The sequence below is a fragment of the Ligilactobacillus murinus DSM 20452 = NBRC 14221 genome (assembly GCF_001591685.1).
Lineage (GTDB): Bacteria > Bacillota > Bacilli > Lactobacillales > Lactobacillaceae > Ligilactobacillus > Ligilactobacillus murinus.
The window spans coordinates 41,029-57,420 of sequence record NZ_BCVJ01000002.1 but is presented as its reverse complement, the minus strand read 5'-3'; the positions used below and the strand labels follow the sequence as shown (position 1 = coordinate 57,420).

The window sequence follows — 16,392 nt, the reverse complement described above, 5'->3', positions numbered from 1 at the left end:
TTCTCCCTCCATATAAAAAGTTGTGTTTTATCAACGCATTAATTAGAACACGTTTTGATAAAACACAACTTTTTAGGATATTTAGATATTACGTCCGATCGACTGTGTGTGGTTATATTTCTTTTTCATACTGCGATCACGCTGGCGTTTTGGAGTGTCACTGTATTTTGCGATACTATTGATGAATTTATGACTTGCGACCGCTACCTGATTCAAACTTTTTGATAGCTCTTTGTCAGATAATTCCTGTAGTCTTTCAGTCATTTGTTTCAACCAGCGATCCTCAGTCTTAAGTCCAAAATGTGCTGCCACGGCGTGTCCCATGATCTCAGCTTCAAGTCCACGTTGGGACTTTGTGACCTCTTTTTCGGTATTTCGGATATTATTTATCGCCCCATGACTGAGCAACCTTATGGCTGTTCCTAGACTATCCGCAAATTCTAGATTCTTATTCATGCGAACTTTAGGACCATGCGTAGGGTCATCATGATATTTTCCCTTTACATTTGGATCTAAGCCATCGACCTTTAACTTATCGATCTTGTAATCGATGTTGTTTTCCTTAGCATACGCTTTTAACGCATAGCTTATCTTGTATAGCTTGCTTTTTTCAGCTTCATAGTCATATTGATGTTTACCGACTACTTTCTGATATGCCTCTTGTTTCAGATTTGTTTGAGAAATATCAAAGACCTTATATTTCATAAAGATAAGCGCACCATTTTTATCTCTTGCAGGCAGTAGCTTTGGTTCTATCTTCTTATCTTCAAGCAATTTCTTTTCAAGTTCGGTCAATTTACTTGGGTGATATTGCTTATACTTAATATTGCCATTTTCAAATTTGAGCACGTTGCCGGCTTCATCTGTTCTTGGCAGCTTCCATTCTTGTTTTACCTTGAACAAATTGATCTTACCGCGCTCACCACTTTTGATGGAAAGTTTTTGTTCATACTCTCGCCCTGACTCTTGTACTCTGGTTGCGACCTCTTCGTCATACAAGATGTCATCTTTAGTCAATTTGAAAGTATCATGACGCGCTTGCCACTCTTTGAATGTTCCGACCATTTGAGCTTCTTTTGCTTGAGTATAGATCAAAGCTACGTTTCGCGGGGAGTATTCCGGAAACTTACCTAACATGGTCATATACTCATCTAGCATCTGTGGGTCTTGTGTGATCTCACGGATCTTTTTCACTGCAAAATTGCTCAATTCCTTAGCACTGGCGGTCTCAATATCAAATTCTTTTTTATCTTCCTTTGAAGGCTCTACTTGTGCTTGAGGTACTACCTTTTTTGTATCCTCTTTGATAGTTTTAGATTCTTCTTTCTTTTCTAACGGGATTTGTGACTGATCAGGTTCTTTCTTAGTTTCTACACGACTACGCTCAAGAACCAAATCAGGATCGAGCTTAGTTGCTTTGAGATAATCATTCCAATCCGTCTTTTCTCGACCTTTTAATAAAGGTGGTAGATCCGCCTCAAATGGTATCAACGGATATTTTTTATTGAGCCTATCAATAAATTCTCGGCCTTTATCATCATTATCGACAGCGATCTTTAGACTAACATTTTGTGCTTTAAATCTTTTCGCAACATCAGATCTTGTAAGGCCGTTTTCTTTGAATCGATCGTTTAGATCTTTCAAGCTAGGTTCTCCGGCGAATCCAAAACTTTCGGCAATATGTCTGCCCATCGTATTGTCTTTTAGACCATTCATGGCCACTAAGCGAACACCCTCTAACTTGTCTTTATGAAGTTCGTAGTAACTCATCATATCGATCGGGGCTTCAAAAAAAATCATCTTGAACGAATTTTGATCAGCTTTGAGGCCACTATTGTAGGTGACACCCCAATTGCGCTTACTGTTGGTAATGATCTCTTTTAGGCGCCCACGTTCCGGATAACGTTGTCGGTCCTCTTTTATTCCTTGCAGACTTGCGCCGACAAGTTTACCACTTGCCTCTTTGTGCTTGAATACTACGACTGGTTCGAATTGATTTTGATAGATCCGATTAGCTTGTGCGATCACACCACTTCGTAAAAAATCATTGACAGTTTGACCATTGATCTTACGCTCATTGACAAAATATTCTTTTAGCTTGCTTACATCGTTACTATCCTTCAACAAGTATTTGAAGGGCTTTTGTGGTTCAAGATTTACCTTACTTTCATCAAACTCGGATAACTCAGCACTGTTCAAATACATTACTGCGGTCTTGAAATCCATGCCTTTGATACTTTGGACCAGATCTAATGAGTTCTTGCCATTTTCACCTTTAGAGAACCAACTATATGTGTTAGTCCCTGGGAAAATAACTAACGAATCATGTTCTGTCCAAGTATAAGTCTGCCCTTTTTGTTGGAGCGACATGCCTAATTCCTGAGCTACTTCTAAAATATTACGGTCGCGTGCAGCTGCGATCTGTTCTTTGGTAACTCGTTTAGGTAGATTACGGGTTGGCTTTTTCTTGGTGTCAGTCTTTTTTTCCGGTGGAACTTCTTGTGTTTCGTTCGACGTTACCTGTCCGTTATTTAGTCTGTATTTGATCTTATTACGATCGAAACTAGCGATCTCAGCAGCATTCAAGTACCTAACAGCTTCAGCAAACGTTATCCCCTTCACGTTCTCGACCAGTCCTACAGCGTCCCCACGATGGATATCTTTGTCTTTCCAGCTGAATGTCTTAGATCGAGTATCGATCATAAAACTTGGTTCAGCTTCCCAATAGTAATTTCCTTTGTCTGAGACTAGCTCGATTCCTAGGTCCTGAGCTACGGCCAAAATATCTCGTGCCTTAGCTTCATCGATCTGTTTAGCGGTCAGTTTTCTATCATCTGGAACACTTACGTTTTCTTGTTTTGGATCGTTAGCGACCTTATCTTCAGGTTCTTGTGCTTCATTTACCTGGTCGGCTTCTAGATCTCTTTGTACTGAAAGGTCTTCATTCTGTTCTTGTGGTTCAGTATCCGACTCTTGAGTCTTTGTTTCCGATCGTTCTTGTTCTGTAGATTCACTTCTTGCGATCTCTTCTGAGATACGCTTATTCATGACATCAATAATACCCATTGCACTAGACATATCTTTGACATACTCATGATTGATGGATAGCGTTCCAATACTTAAGCCACCTAAGTCGTTACGTGTCTCGGACAAGACAGCTAGCACTGTATTTTCTGGAACTCTTAGATAGTCATTATATTGGGCCTTAACGTCCGATAGGTTAATCAATGAATATGGTCTATATATCTCTGGCTCAAAGTCTTTTAGCGCCAATAGAAGACTATTATCTTTTGTCTTCAGCGCATCTGAGAATCTTAATTTCTGGGCTTGTTGTATATGCTCTAAATCATTCAACGATATTACACTAGCATCGATAACTTCAGGCAATTTTTGGATAACATCTAGCTTTTGGAATGTAGTACCGTCATTTTTCACCAGAATTGCATTTTGTTCTGTATTTTCATTTACCAGATCTTCCAACATTCCTTTAGCAGACTTTCTATCAAACTTTATTCCGGTCAGGTGTGAAAAGTTTTCTTCACCATATTTCACTCTCAGAGCCTTAATATTGTTGCCTTGTTTGAATACATACACAACGTTTCCTTGTGACATGTTTTCTTTGTAAAATTTGGCAGTTGATACCAGATCGCCTACTTTGTTATTCAACATTTCTAATTCATCTTGCGTCGCAACATGGAAACCTGTAATTTGTCGTGGCTTTTCACCCAAATTCATGTTAAACTTGAGTAAAGAAGGACGATCAAATTCATGGATCAAGTTTTCTTGATCGGGTGGCCCACTGCCTTCAGTTTCAGACTGTAAAGAGGGCGTATACTCTCGTCCTTCTTTTTTCGTGTCTTCAACCTTATCTTGACTTTGATCTATCTCTTGCTTTTCGATTCTTTCTTTTTCAGCTAATTCCCTGATTTTTCCACCAAATTCGGGTAGCTTTTCATCAAAATATTTTGTGATCTCTTCTCTTATCTCAGACGTGAAACTTACATATTGTGGCTCTGTCCCATAATCTTCAGATTTCATCAATGGACTTCTTAGCCCTTTTTCATAAGCATAGACTTCAAAAGCACGCGCAAATACTTCAGTCGGTACAGCATAGTAGTTTGCTGTTTTACCATGAGATTGGGAATATATCCCATTTTCTTTTAACTGTTCCACATATTTTTCAATAATCGGTCTGAATTCCTGCTCTAGACTCAAACTAGTCGTCATACCATCAGAATTTACCAAATTATAGTCTAAGTAATGACCATACTCATGAATAAATGATCTAATACCTGGTTCGCTTGGCTTATATTCGTCACGATTCTCAGTACTGTCACTTCTAAAATCTAATGCGATCGTCTTATTGAATGGAAAATATAGCCCCGCAGCTTTGTAGTTACCCAATTTTCTTAACCGTAGATCTGGCTTTGTATCATTGATCTTAGGTAACACTTCCTGGACTCTGTGCATTTCTCTCTCAAAGTCCCCAAATAGTTTCAGATCCACATCATTATCTAGTTCGACAAACTTGAAGTACTCTTTGAGTTCAGTATTATCCATTACCTTTTGCGTTTCTTCATTGATATTAGCTTTTGTAGTAGACGGATCCGCTCTGAATTGACTTTCAAGATTTTTTTCGTACTCATGTTGGACCACCACTTCATATACACCACTAATGTACCCATCAATAAATTCCACAAGTTCCCCATAAGAGTGATTTGTCTCTTTGAATCTCCATACTTCCTTTTTGCCGGCCATAGCTGGATCTATTAATAAACTTAGATAGTTTCTAAGAGTTTTTTCACTGAAAAGGTAGTTGCCTTGTTTCTTTGTATATTCCTCAAGTAATGCTTTCTCGAATCGGTCAAATCCTACCAAACGATCTTGATTCAACATAACCGCTTCTTTGTCATAGATATACTGGCTACTTGTCCTTTTTTGACGTCCTAAATAGTCAAGTGGCCTAAAACGCTTACCATGTTTTGATCCAAAATGATTTTGTGGGTCAACAAAAAAGTATGTCGCCATCGGATTTCCTAAAACATTTTTCCAGTTATATCTATAAACTTCGCCAGAAAAATCTTCTGTCTGTTTGTATTGTGGAATACTTGTATCATCTAGTGAAAGTTTTTCTAAACTTCCTTCTTTCCCGAAACGGTACTCAAACATTTTTTTCACAGCAGTACTGTTGTCTTCTTTTTTCCTCTCTACATTCTTGTAGATGTACTTGATCAACTTTTGAAACTTCTTGTACAGATCGTCATCTTCTTTGAACTTAAGTGGACCGATCTTCTTCAATCCTAAAGACTTAGATAAATTAGTAAGTTCTTTTTCCATTGGTATCACCTCATGTCATAGAAATTACCTTTACCTTACTGTCTTTTAGACAAACCGATACTTTTAGGATAGTCAGAAGATATATGTATATTTTCTTAAGTTTTTATAAAACGGGTTGCTAATATGTATATGTGTGCTATCATAAGTAGTACATAAGATCTAACGAGATTTTTCATCTCATTAGAGAGCTTTAGATACCCATGTCAGCTACTTATTCGCTAGGTAGCTGATTTTTTTATGCTCTTTTATCTCTCTTTTTCCTTCTCCCTCCTTTCTTCTTGTTCTAATTGACGTAACAGGCGCTCTCGCTTGCTAGAATCGTCTCTTAGGGCCATCGACAAGCCTTTCACTAAACTGTGTGAGACACGATTATATGACGTTCTACGGGCTCCTGATCGTTGTTGATCGATCCGTCTACTGATCTGTCTTCTAAAGCTATGATCATGTTGATAGTCCCACTCAAGTTGTATCTTCGCTATCCTTGATTCATCGGACGATAATTCACTATACAATTCTTTCAGTTGTTCAAAAGCCATTCCATTTCGTTTGCGAAGCTCTTTTTGCGTTACTTCGTCTTTTGTCTGCTTGATCGTCTGGTTATTTAGATTGATAGATCTCTTGATATCAATGATCTCGTATTTTATGGCCAGTTCATTTACATATGCTTTTTTAGTAGCCCCCTTGCCTTTCAACAACTCAAAAATACTTGGATCTTGTACGTTCTTTGCTAGTTTTATTTCGTGCATAAGCATTTCACGCTGTTGGTCGGCCATCTTTTGATCAACTTTGCTGATAGATACTTGGACCGCATCGACATATTTGAACTCTAAGTCTTCTTTTTGTTGTAGATCTTTCTTACTCAATTTGTACTTAGGCATTAGTTGCAGTTCTACTAAATTCTTCATATCGGAAAACTGCATCTTTTTATAGTCCAAGAAAGTAGCGTCTGCTACAACAGGATTTTCATATCTATTCAGTAGTTCTAACGAAGCATCGATCTCGTGTTTTCGTTCCTCTAAGATCCTCTGACGCAAGGCGAACTTGAATACACCTACCTCTTGTTTTGATCGTCTATTTTCTGGGTCTTCCTTACTTACAGCCTGGGCAAGCTCAACTAGATCCAACAGATCTTCTTTTTTCATCGACTTTAGTGATTTTATATCAATATCTAGTCTTACCTTATCAGGATTTATCGGTTCTACAAATCGTTCGTCATAAAACTCGACTTTCTCAAAGCCTTTTGGTGTACTTTTGCCGTTTTTTTGTTCTCTTTTACTTTTGTGTTTACTATCTTTTTCATCATCAGGAATTGGGACTACAAGCACGATCGGGAGCGCATCTTTTGCGATCTTATAGCCCATCTTCGTCCATATTTCTTCACTGTGCACCATCGTCGCATTTCTATCCTGCTCTTTGACCAGCTTTTGATTTGCGGCAGAAAGATCTTCTATATTACTCTTACTGCGCTTCTTTGCTATCTCTTGGATATATTTCAAAGCACGATCGCCTAATCGCTTTCTCAGATCAGCCATTCGCTTATTCATAAATTGTGAGCTTTCTTTTGTTCTAAGGGTTCTGGCCACTTCACGGCCATATATCTTTGTTACTTCCCGATATATACTGTTCTTTTCCTCTTTACCACCACTATCGTAGGCATAGCGATAATCATCTAATAAACTCTCAGTTACTGCCTGATAATTTTTGTACACCAACATATTGTTCTGTAGCTGATGGTCAACATATCGATCTATAAAGAACTTGCTTAATCTAAAGTCTTTAGCATTAGATCCATAGCGTAGTTTCTTTCCTTTAGGTAAATGATCGATCACTTGATCAACGAAAAAGCGATCCATACGTTCCAACTTATCTGCTTCTTTATCCGCCATCGATTTCAGTAGCTTATCACGTAAGCTAGCGATCTTTTTTTCTTTATCTAGTCGGATACTACGCTTATCTTCTCTTGTCAGTGAATTATAAACGTTGCTTTTGATACCCTTGATAGTCTTTTGTGAAAACTTACCTTTGCGTTCGCGGCGATTTCGTGCAGCGTAAAAAAAAGTCGGACGCGCCGACTTTATTTCCGAAAGTCCCACATGGACATGGATATTATCCGTATTCAAATGGATATTTCCCCACCAAAAGGCGGAATCAGACAACTTTTCTCTCTTGATCACATTCACCATTGCTTTTCGAACTACCTTTTTGATCATTTCTTGATCAACTTCTTTACTTTTAGGAATGTACACACCATTTCTTGCTAAAAAATCGTTATCAAAAGAGATGACACCACGCCACAACAAGGATTTATTTTCTTTAGCCTCCACCAACATATCTTTTAAGTGTTCAGCTTCCTCTGTGCTTGCGTTTAGTGTCTTATCCGTAAAGATCCCCGTGAATTCCTTACTATCGTTTTTAGTAGCGTAATTTCGCTTCATGTAGTCGATATATCCTACGTAGTCTAAAGTTTGTTCTTGGATCTCTTTTGCTATTTCTTGTGCAGTCGCTTGATCAATACCTTCGACTAAACGATCATCTGAAGGATCTTTTACCACAACTGCTTCTTTCCGCTTTGTATAGTCCACAAATTTTGCATAAGGTGTAGTGTAATCCCACATAACTGTTACTGCCGGCGATTTAGACAATATCGTTCATTCCCTTCTTTACTTTTTAAATAGTGACTAAGAGGCTGCCTTGCTGAAGAACCCGGCGCCTTATCTTTTACTATGACATAAGAGTTTCTTTTGGTCGCGTGCATGTGTCTAGAATAGGAATACTCATTGCGGATCGTTTTCTCTGCATATCCTGTTTTCTTCGATATAGTTCTGATCGTGAATCCAAACCGTAAACATAATCTGATGAAAACTCGCTGCTCCTTTCGGACACTTGCTGTTGAAACAAAATTTCTTTTTTGCCGCCCAGTCTTCTCGTCTTTTTCATTCGCAAGTGCTTCTTGCCACTTTATATACACACCGCGCATTTCTTCGATCTTTACCTGCCACTTTGGCAAATACTGATCACCCGACCAGGGACTTCTCAGCTCCTCTACTGTCTCAAGAAAACACATATGGTAACTATCAAACGTCCCTAGATCTTTCAATGGGTCTATAAATCCCAACGGTTCCATCTTCAATAATTTTTTATAAAATTTACCTGATTCTTTTTCTCTCAAACACTACGCCTTCTTTCTTTTTGAGTCCTTTATCTGCTTGTTCCTTGCGATATCATCATTAATGATTTGCATGATCTGATTCATCAACATATTTATCTCCCTACTGTCTCCGGTTTGATAACTCCGTAGCTCTTTAGGTGTGTATGAGCCATTGATTTGCGACAAACTTTGATAGATACCCAAGTTGATATACAGCAAAAATTCCATCGACCGTCCCTGTCTCATCAATTCTCGCAAAAGTTTTTGATTATCTTTCGGTGTGATCTTCTTCAACTCAGCAAGTCGATTTGGATATTTAGTCCTGCTGTTTTCTGCAACAAACAGATCATAGAATGTTAGGATCAACATATCAATGATTCTACTTCGATTCAACTTTTCATTGGAGAAATAATCTTGTTTCTCTAAATAATTTTCGATTTCTTCCAACTTTTTACGCATATCTTCTGTAAGATGAACAGTTTGTAATCTATTCCATTCCATTATTCCATTACTCCTTTGCAAAATTTCCATTCAAGTAATTTATCTTATATCCTGGTTGCACATTGAAAATAAAAATATCAAATGATAGTTGATCATCCTCAACGCTTTTAGCTTGTATACGAACACCCCTTGGAACTAAATCTATACCATGAAATATTGGTGTCACTTGATACAATACCTGATGACGTGTGTCATTGATATACTTCTTTACTAAGTTCTCATAGTATGGCATAGATTGCGAATGATCTGTGGTATTTTCTTCCAATACACGAGTTCCTGTAAATATATTTTTTTCGTTTCCCTTCCCACCGAATTCTGGTGAGATCAAAAAACAACGTTTATAAAAATTTTGTTCTTTCCCGTTGATCTCGATTGTTTTTTCCTTCCAACCTGTAGGCTTTATTTTTGAAATACCTCTCTTTTTGTTGAACGATAATGTGTTAATACTTAACAATACTTCAGCTTTACCCACACGTCCCAGTAAATCGATATCAGAATAAAATTCGCCCTTATCCTTTATATCTCCCTTCTGAGGTTTCAACGTAGGGAGATTACCATTAACTTCTATCACCTGTCTCCCATCAAATTTTACCTTAGCTAAATTTTTATTGATCTCTCGATCAGATTTTGAGACCGTATCTTTTGTGATCTGTTCTGAGAAACTTCTAGGAAACAAAATACTTTTTACAGTCCTAAAAACATTTGGCTGGACTAAAATGATCACTACGATCGTCACCAACAAAAAAATAAGCTTGCCCTGTTTCAAAGTATCACCCCTTTCAAAATTGCTTTGTCTCTGCCAGACTCATAAACTCGATCCATGTGATGACTGCCTCAATGCTTGCATCTAGCTTTGCGATTATCTGCATATCGTGTAGTTCTTGTTTAGTCTGTGCATCAGCGATTTTGAATAACATATCCTTTACTTCCAAAATATCATCGGCAAGTCTGTTATCGTAAATACTCAAGCCACCATTTCGTAAAATAAGATAAACTTGATCAAGCATGAATTGATTTAGATTTGCAGCCTTCGATTGCTTGGCAATCAGTTTTAATCCGGAAACATCATCTTTAGTGAGTCCTCTAATTTTCATCTCAGCGCTATTATTATTTGCAACAGGTTCATTTGTACCTTTAACCTTTTCTTCCGATATTTCTTTTAGCAAATCATTTCCTGAATCCTCTGTATCTACATTTTTTCTTTTCTCTTGCTCTATTATTTTTTCGACGGTCCTTTCAGAAACTATTCCACTTTCTTTATCAAGTGCTAACTCTTTCCTTTCACCAAACTTCTCTAGTTCTGGGTCAACAAGAAACAACCAACTGTCCGTTAATTCAAAAATTCTTTTAACATTTTCTTCTAGTTGTTCTTTTCTTTTTGCCGCCTTTACATATCCCTCACTCAAACTCAGCAATGTATTTTTCATTGACTCGAAGTAGTTTTTGTAATCATATTTTTCTGGCCCCATAAGATCATTTTCGATTTCTCTGCGCAACAAAAATTGTAGGTAAGCATTCAAAGAAGTATAACCTTTTTTACGTGCCATATTGTGTAATTTTTCAATTTCATGTTTGCTAATACCATAAATATGAATATTAATTTTAACGTCTTTTTTCATAGACAAATACCTCCGCATAAATTACGTGTCTAATAGTATACCTATTCGGAAGTTTGCAATTTTTAAGGGCATCATACAACTTGTAATTACTTATAACTTTTGCTTGTAACTACTTGTAATCTTAACTTGTAATTGCTTATAACTTTGGCTTGTAACCACTTATAGTTTTGGCTTGTAATGACTTGTAACTCCAACTTGTAATAGCTTGTATAAGCGAGTAAATTTAGATCTCCTGGAAACGTTGGTACTACCAACTCCACACGGCACGTGGGGACTGTTTCCCTTATGCTCTTTTCGCTAGTTCACCAGAAAACTTGTTTTCGTCTGTGAACCGAAAATGACAGCGCCAGCGTAATGCACAGAAATCTCGTGAGATTTCGTCTTGCATTTCATTTATGTTTTGTGGGTTTGCTTCTTTGTTACTTTTGCATTTTCAAAAGTAAGTAAAGAAGCCGCCTTTTGTCTCTCAAGTGATCCTGACTTATGTACTTTTTCTTTGAAAATTCAGAAACTTTTTGCAAAAACTATGCACTAAAAATAAAAATTTCAGTCGACCTACAGAAAAAATTTGGAATTAGTGATTCACTGCATCTTGATCTTTTTCCTCCATAAAATCCAGTCAAAAAAATATGCCGATTCAAGATTTTTCTTCTCGAATCGGCAAACATTATCTATTAATTTTGGTGTGGTGGAAAATCATTTTTTTGATTTGCTTGTGCAACTTTCTTTTCTTCACGTAGTTTATTTTTCAGCTCTTTGTTGAACGCAATCTGTTCTAAAATAACTTCGTCGATATCTAACTTACGCGATCCATTTTTTAGTTGCAACTCTTCAAATTTCAAGCGACCATAGCTCGAAAAAATTTCCGTTTCCGCTTTTTGTAGCTCTTCTTTTTTCTTTTCCATCTGCGTTTTTGCTTTTTCAAAATCGTTTTTGTATCGTTTCAGTTTTGTGATTTTAGCCATTGTTTTTTCCTCCACTAATTATTATGTTTCACTTGGATCGGATCTGAAAATTTGAATTTCCCGGACTTGATCGCAGCGTCTTTTTTCTCCAACATTTTGATTCGTTCTTCGACTTTTTGAATATTTTTTTGCGCTTGTTCGATATTCTTTTTGTAACTTTCGATCTCGGAATTTAGTTGCCCTATCTTCGCTAAATTATCTTCTTTCTGATCAGTCGTAAGATAGGTCTCTTCCTTCTGTAATTCACGAATCTTAGAATTATCTTCCTCGATCAACTTTCTAATATTTTTTATCGCCTTCTTCAGTTTTGCTTTTTGACCTTCCTGGAACTTGATCTCTTTTTGAATTTCGGAACTGGTCAATTCTTGTCTTGTTAGATCGTTCAACTTCTTATATTTTAGATGATCACCCTTTGTAGTCACTACGAATTGGATCTCGTTTCCTTCACCATCAGCTGACTTTTTCTTCGAGATCTTATCACTACTACTTGAGGAACTTGACTCAATATTTATGGAAATATCATCAGCATTTACACCAGAATTTGTGACCTGGAATGCCAGTGCATCGAAATTCTTCGGTAGATTTTTCACCACTACTGTGATCTTATTATCGATGATCGGGATCACTTCCATCGTCGCGGACACGTCGGGATTTTTGCTATAGAATACCCACGATAGATTGCTTGGATCGATCGCAGCTCCTGACTGATTTTTGGTCTCGAAGTTCAATAATAACGTCTTGCTTTCTTCAGAATACACTTGCGACTTTAAGTCGATCGTCCCAGTTCCGTTATCAAAACTTTGTTCAGTCGCCATCAGTTTTTCTGAATACACTTGACGCCGATCAGATGTCAAACCACAAATAACTAATGTCGCCCATGAACCAAACAATAACATAAAGATCAAAAATTTTCTTAAGATCACTTGCTGCCTTAATTTCTTTCTCAAGCCTTTCAAGTATCTGATTATTTTCAAGAAATCACTCCTATCTTATTTTCCACCACTATAAACGAAAAAATAGAAGCAGAATTTTTTTAGACAAACGGCATCTAAAATTCGCTTCTATTTTGATCATTTATGCAATATCGGTTTATGTTTCCGGCAACTATTTGGCGCTAATTTCAACAAACTTTGTACGATAACTGGCACTCTCTTATTGTGTCTGTTCTTAACATATAAAACTTGTCCGATCTCAGCTTTTTTCGCCTGTACAGGACTTATTTTGAATACATATGTCTTTGGATAGATGTTCACTTTCTCTCGTCCTGCTCGGATCCTGCTTTTCTTAAATTTTACACCTACTGCATTGATTTCTTCGATCATGATCGTTCCTCTTTACCTCCTAAAAACTTCATCTACGACCTCTTCTTTGGCTCGGTACTTCCCAGCCACTTTTTCAGCATACACCATCTTCTTGACTTCTTTTCTATTGCGGACTTTGACAACAGTGGCCGCATATCTCACATGATATTTTTTGACCAGTTCTCGGCCAGCTTTTCCTTCAATATTTACAAATAGTGTCTCCGCTCCACCTTCTCTAAGAGAACTATCAACTGCACCTTTAACAATTTCAAACATAGCACCTTCGCAATACGGACAACCCTTTTTATAAAATACTAGATTATAATTTTTACTCTTTTCCTCGATTATTTTACTTACGCTCGTACGTGCATCGAATTGTGACTGATAACTATTATTTTTTTCATATCCCCAAATAAATACTGTGATTAAAATCATTCCGATCGTTCCAACAAGAAAAAATTTCTTCTTCATTCCTTAATTACCTACCTAAAATTTTTCTATTTCTGTGTCAAAAAACACTTTTTTCTGTTTGTCAACAAAAAATTTAAAATTTGCAAAAATGACATACTTTTGACCCCTTTTGTGACATATTTTTGACCCACTCTGAAAAAGGAACGACCTATTTCAGATTTGTCAATAAAAAATTTGAAATTTGCAAAAATGACATACTTTTGACCCTTTTTGTGACATGTTTTTGACCCACCCCTATATCATCTTTTCCCTCCATAAATTTTTTTCGATGGATACAGTCTATTTCTCAATTCCTTTCAATTTTATGTTTTTCACGTAAATTTTTAACATATCGTGCGAATTGCCTATAGCCTACTTTGATATTATTGTCGTATTTTTCTTGTAGTTCATTGTATATATGCCTAATCGATACACGGTGATCAGCATATAGGTGCTCTAGAATATCTCTTTGATATTCTCGCAAAGGATTATTTGTCTCGGATAAAAATTCCTTAGTAGTCAATTGTAAGTACTTTTTCACGGTATTTCTTGATATACCCATAATCTCTGCAATTGTTCTCGTTCCCTTACCATCATGACTGAGCCTGTGAATTTCACGTTGTATCCTAGCTCTTTTCAAGTTTCGTGGATCTAAATCCTTTGCTGCACCATCATACCCCAATCTACTCAGATCGCTCTGAAAACGATTGTGCACCGCAAACATGTACTCCAATAATTCAAAATCAAAATCATCGATCACTTTCACTATTGGTAAGATTGGATACCCTCTTTGCTGTTCTTTGGCTAATTTCACTCTGACAATATTTCTTTCTGAAAACACACCTTGAACCCTTATAATTGCTGGTATAGGTGTCAAAATATCTTCAGCCTGATAAAATGTCCAACACACACTGTCGACCGTGATTTTCTCAAAATCTGGGTGACCCCGATATATCTTAAACTCATACTTGTTTGCCTCTTGACCACCTCCAAGAAGATAGTGTCCCTGTACGATCTTGTAATCTACTTCACTACCCATTAGCTCACTCCCTTACAATTAAGTTTTTTGCTTACCTCTAGAAACTCCATAACAACAAAGCAATAAGACATACACTCCATAAAACCCAAAAAGCTAAATCTGTATCTATAAGCTGCTTAGCACTAATTAGACTTAACATTAACTGCGTAAAGATACAAATGATCATAAACATAATCCCTGCCTGTGACGAAGTTAATAATTTATTTAATTCTTCACCCAAATTTCTTAGCATATCGCTAGAAAGATCAAAAGGATTTTTATTTTTCAAACTCTACACCCTCTCTTTACCACAATACATGGTGCAATTTCCCTAGGATCACCACTGATTTGCCACTCATGTAAGAATCTATGTGCTGCCCCCTCAGTTCTAAAAAACAGAGGCTTACCATGGTACACTAAATAATCTTGTAAGCTATAAGAAAAGATTTGATACATAATCTGATACCTCACTCTTGAATATATTTACACTGTGCTTTGGTCAGCCACACTATCATAGATATATGTATATGGCAGTTTGGCCCTTTTATCATGACGTATTCACACCAAGAAAATTCAATTGCTCTCCCTGCTCTTGAACATCAGATTCGTTGTATGTAAATAGCGTTACAGTACGTTCTAGCTCCGTACAATTGACCTCGAGTAGCTTCGCTACATGATCGATAAAAAAATGTTTACGGGCTTTATTTTTACTTATGACACCCACAACAAATAATGCGAGCAATACCAACGTTGTTCTTCCATTTCGTCCTAGAGTTGTTGTTGCTTTGATTTTATTTGATCTCATTAGACGTTTTTTGATCACCTTGAACGTCGATAGACTCATTCCTAAGTTTTCGGCCATTTCTTTTGATGTGCAAGTTAAATAAGGCTTATCGACGGTGCATTTTTTTCGTAGATAAGCTAATAGATCAGCTTCTCTTTCCTTGAAGTGACTGTTCGTTCGTTCTTCTCTTGGGCGGGCAAATTTATACCAACCTGTTTTAGAAGTAAATAACTCAGCCTCTGTTAGTGAAGAATCTACCCACGTCTGCATCAGCTGTGTTATATACACACGTTGTGCTGCTCTGTATTTACCAGAGTACGCACTGTCTATTATTCGTTGCACCTCAACGTCTTTTAAAGGCTGACTCAATCTACCATTGAACTGATGAAGATTGAACTCGCAATTTTCTTTAGCTTTACCTGAAGAAAAAAATGCAAGTGCTAGTGTTAAAACAGCATTATTGCGACCTAAAACTCCCTTTTGACCACGGATCTGACCACGATGTAATAACATATCGAACCACGGTTCGTCGATCTGACGCGATTGATCACTTTTTCTGACCAGGCGCATCTTAGGTTCTTTAGCTTCTTCTAGCAATGAATCAGATTGTTTTAATGACCAATTTAACCACTCACCAAATGAATAACGATAATCTTGATCAAAGAATAAAACGTTGTCTTTCCGTGGAACTCGTGCAATTCCAAAATCATTGCACCCCATATCAACGTTAAATTTTGCTGCGTAAGCCCCTTTCAAGTTTCTGGAGATCTTTTTGGCCACGTCGATCACTTTGTAATTAGTCTTACTCGTGACAAATGCCGGGCGACTTAATACATGATATACTTGGTATCCTTTAGGGGTCTCGAGGATCATCGTTGGCATAAACCCCATCTCTAACCCCAATAACAAAATTTCAGACCAGTTCACACTCTTACTGTCAATATCGATCACGAAAGTGTTAATTTGACGCAGGTTCTTCTCGCTGTATCCCTCTACAATGCCACCAAATTCTCTCTTTTTCCCATAACGATAAACATTAGGTGTCCAGTGAGTGAAACTGTCAGTATTATCATTCATTGCCTCAATCGATGTTAAGATCACCCCACGTCCTACTTTTAGTGCTTCCTTTTCTCTGAAACCAAAAATGGATCCCTTCATTTCCTCTTTATGTCCTACCGGCTTAAGATGACTGTTCAAGTATTTGAACTCCCGTAATCCACTACCAAGGATCGTTTTGTATATCACGCTCATGTTTTCCATCTGGTCTCA

General features: G+C 37.2%; 13 protein-coding genes. All 13 read right to left on the bottom strand.

Translation table 11 applies throughout. The features are described 5' to 3' along the window. Positions 1-81: 81 nt before the first annotated feature. The 13 genes from LMU01S_RS01140 to LMU01S_RS01080 all read right to left on the bottom strand — a co-directional run bounded on the left by LMU01S_RS01140 (position 82) and on the right by LMU01S_RS01080 (position 16,383). Complete coding sequence (locus LMU01S_RS01140) at positions 82-5,337, bottom strand: PBECR4 domain-containing protein (protein WP_056960427.1); 5,256 nt, start codon at positions 5,335-5,337, stop codon at positions 82-84. Between the two features lie 245 nt (positions 5,338-5,582). After that, the gene (gene mobP2, locus LMU01S_RS01135; RefSeq protein ID WP_056960425.1) at positions 5,583-7,979 is read right to left on the bottom strand and encodes a MobP2 family relaxase; all 2,397 of its coding nucleotides are present in this window, start codon (positions 7,977-7,979) and stop codon (positions 5,583-5,585) included. Continuing rightward, complete coding sequence (locus LMU01S_RS01130; RefSeq protein ID WP_056960423.1) at positions 7,958-8,506, bottom strand: hypothetical protein; 549 nt, start codon at positions 8,504-8,506, stop codon at positions 7,958-7,960. The genes mobP2 and LMU01S_RS01130 overlap by 22 nt, the downstream gene beginning before the upstream one ends. A gap of 3 nt (positions 8,507-8,509) precedes the next feature. Then, a complete protein-coding gene (locus LMU01S_RS01125; protein ID WP_056960421.1) occupies positions 8,510-8,986 on the bottom strand; it encodes a glutathione S-transferase family protein in 477 nt (158 codons plus the stop codon). Positions 8,987-8,993: 7 nt separating this feature from the next. Then, positions 8,994-9,752 (bottom strand): DNA/RNA non-specific endonuclease, encoded by a 759-nt coding sequence (locus LMU01S_RS01120; protein WP_056960419.1) that lies wholly within the window; start codon positions 9,750-9,752, stop codon positions 8,994-8,996. A gap of 13 nt (positions 9,753-9,765) precedes the next feature. Beyond that, complete coding sequence (locus LMU01S_RS01115) at positions 9,766-10,605, bottom strand: hypothetical protein (RefSeq protein WP_056960417.1); 840 nt, start codon at positions 10,603-10,605, stop codon at positions 9,766-9,768. 674 nt (positions 10,606-11,279) lie between these two features. Next, positions 11,280-11,570 (bottom strand): hypothetical protein, encoded by a 291-nt coding sequence (locus LMU01S_RS01110; protein ID WP_056960415.1) that lies wholly within the window; start codon positions 11,568-11,570, stop codon positions 11,280-11,282. Positions 11,571-11,584: 14 nt separating this feature from the next. Continuing rightward, on the bottom strand, positions 11,585-12,544 hold the full coding sequence (locus LMU01S_RS01105; RefSeq protein WP_156470365.1) for a hypothetical protein: 960 nt from the start codon (positions 12,542-12,544) through the stop codon (positions 11,585-11,587). Between the two features lie 96 nt (positions 12,545-12,640). After that, positions 12,641-12,892, bottom strand: coding sequence for a hypothetical protein (locus LMU01S_RS01100; RefSeq protein WP_056960411.1), 252 nt, complete (start codon positions 12,890-12,892; stop codon positions 12,641-12,643). A 12-nt stretch (positions 12,893-12,904) separates the two neighbouring features. Continuing rightward, positions 12,905-13,342, bottom strand: coding sequence for a thioredoxin domain-containing protein (locus LMU01S_RS01095; protein ID WP_056960409.1), 438 nt, complete (start codon positions 13,340-13,342; stop codon positions 12,905-12,907). 286 nt (positions 13,343-13,628) lie between these two features. Next, the gene (locus LMU01S_RS01090) at positions 13,629-14,360 is read right to left on the bottom strand and encodes a hypothetical protein (protein ID WP_056960407.1); all 732 of its coding nucleotides are present in this window, start codon (positions 14,358-14,360) and stop codon (positions 13,629-13,631) included. A 37-nt stretch (positions 14,361-14,397) separates the two neighbouring features. Then, on the bottom strand, positions 14,398-14,628 hold the full coding sequence (locus tag LMU01S_RS01085) for a hypothetical protein (RefSeq protein WP_056960405.1): 231 nt from the start codon (positions 14,626-14,628) through the stop codon (positions 14,398-14,400). A gap of 258 nt (positions 14,629-14,886) precedes the next feature. Continuing rightward, positions 14,887-16,383: a primase C-terminal domain-containing protein gene (locus LMU01S_RS01080; RefSeq protein WP_056960403.1), complete on the bottom strand. Its 1,497-nt coding sequence runs from the start codon at positions 16,381-16,383 to the stop codon at positions 14,887-14,889. Positions 16,384-16,392 lie beyond the last annotated feature (9 nt).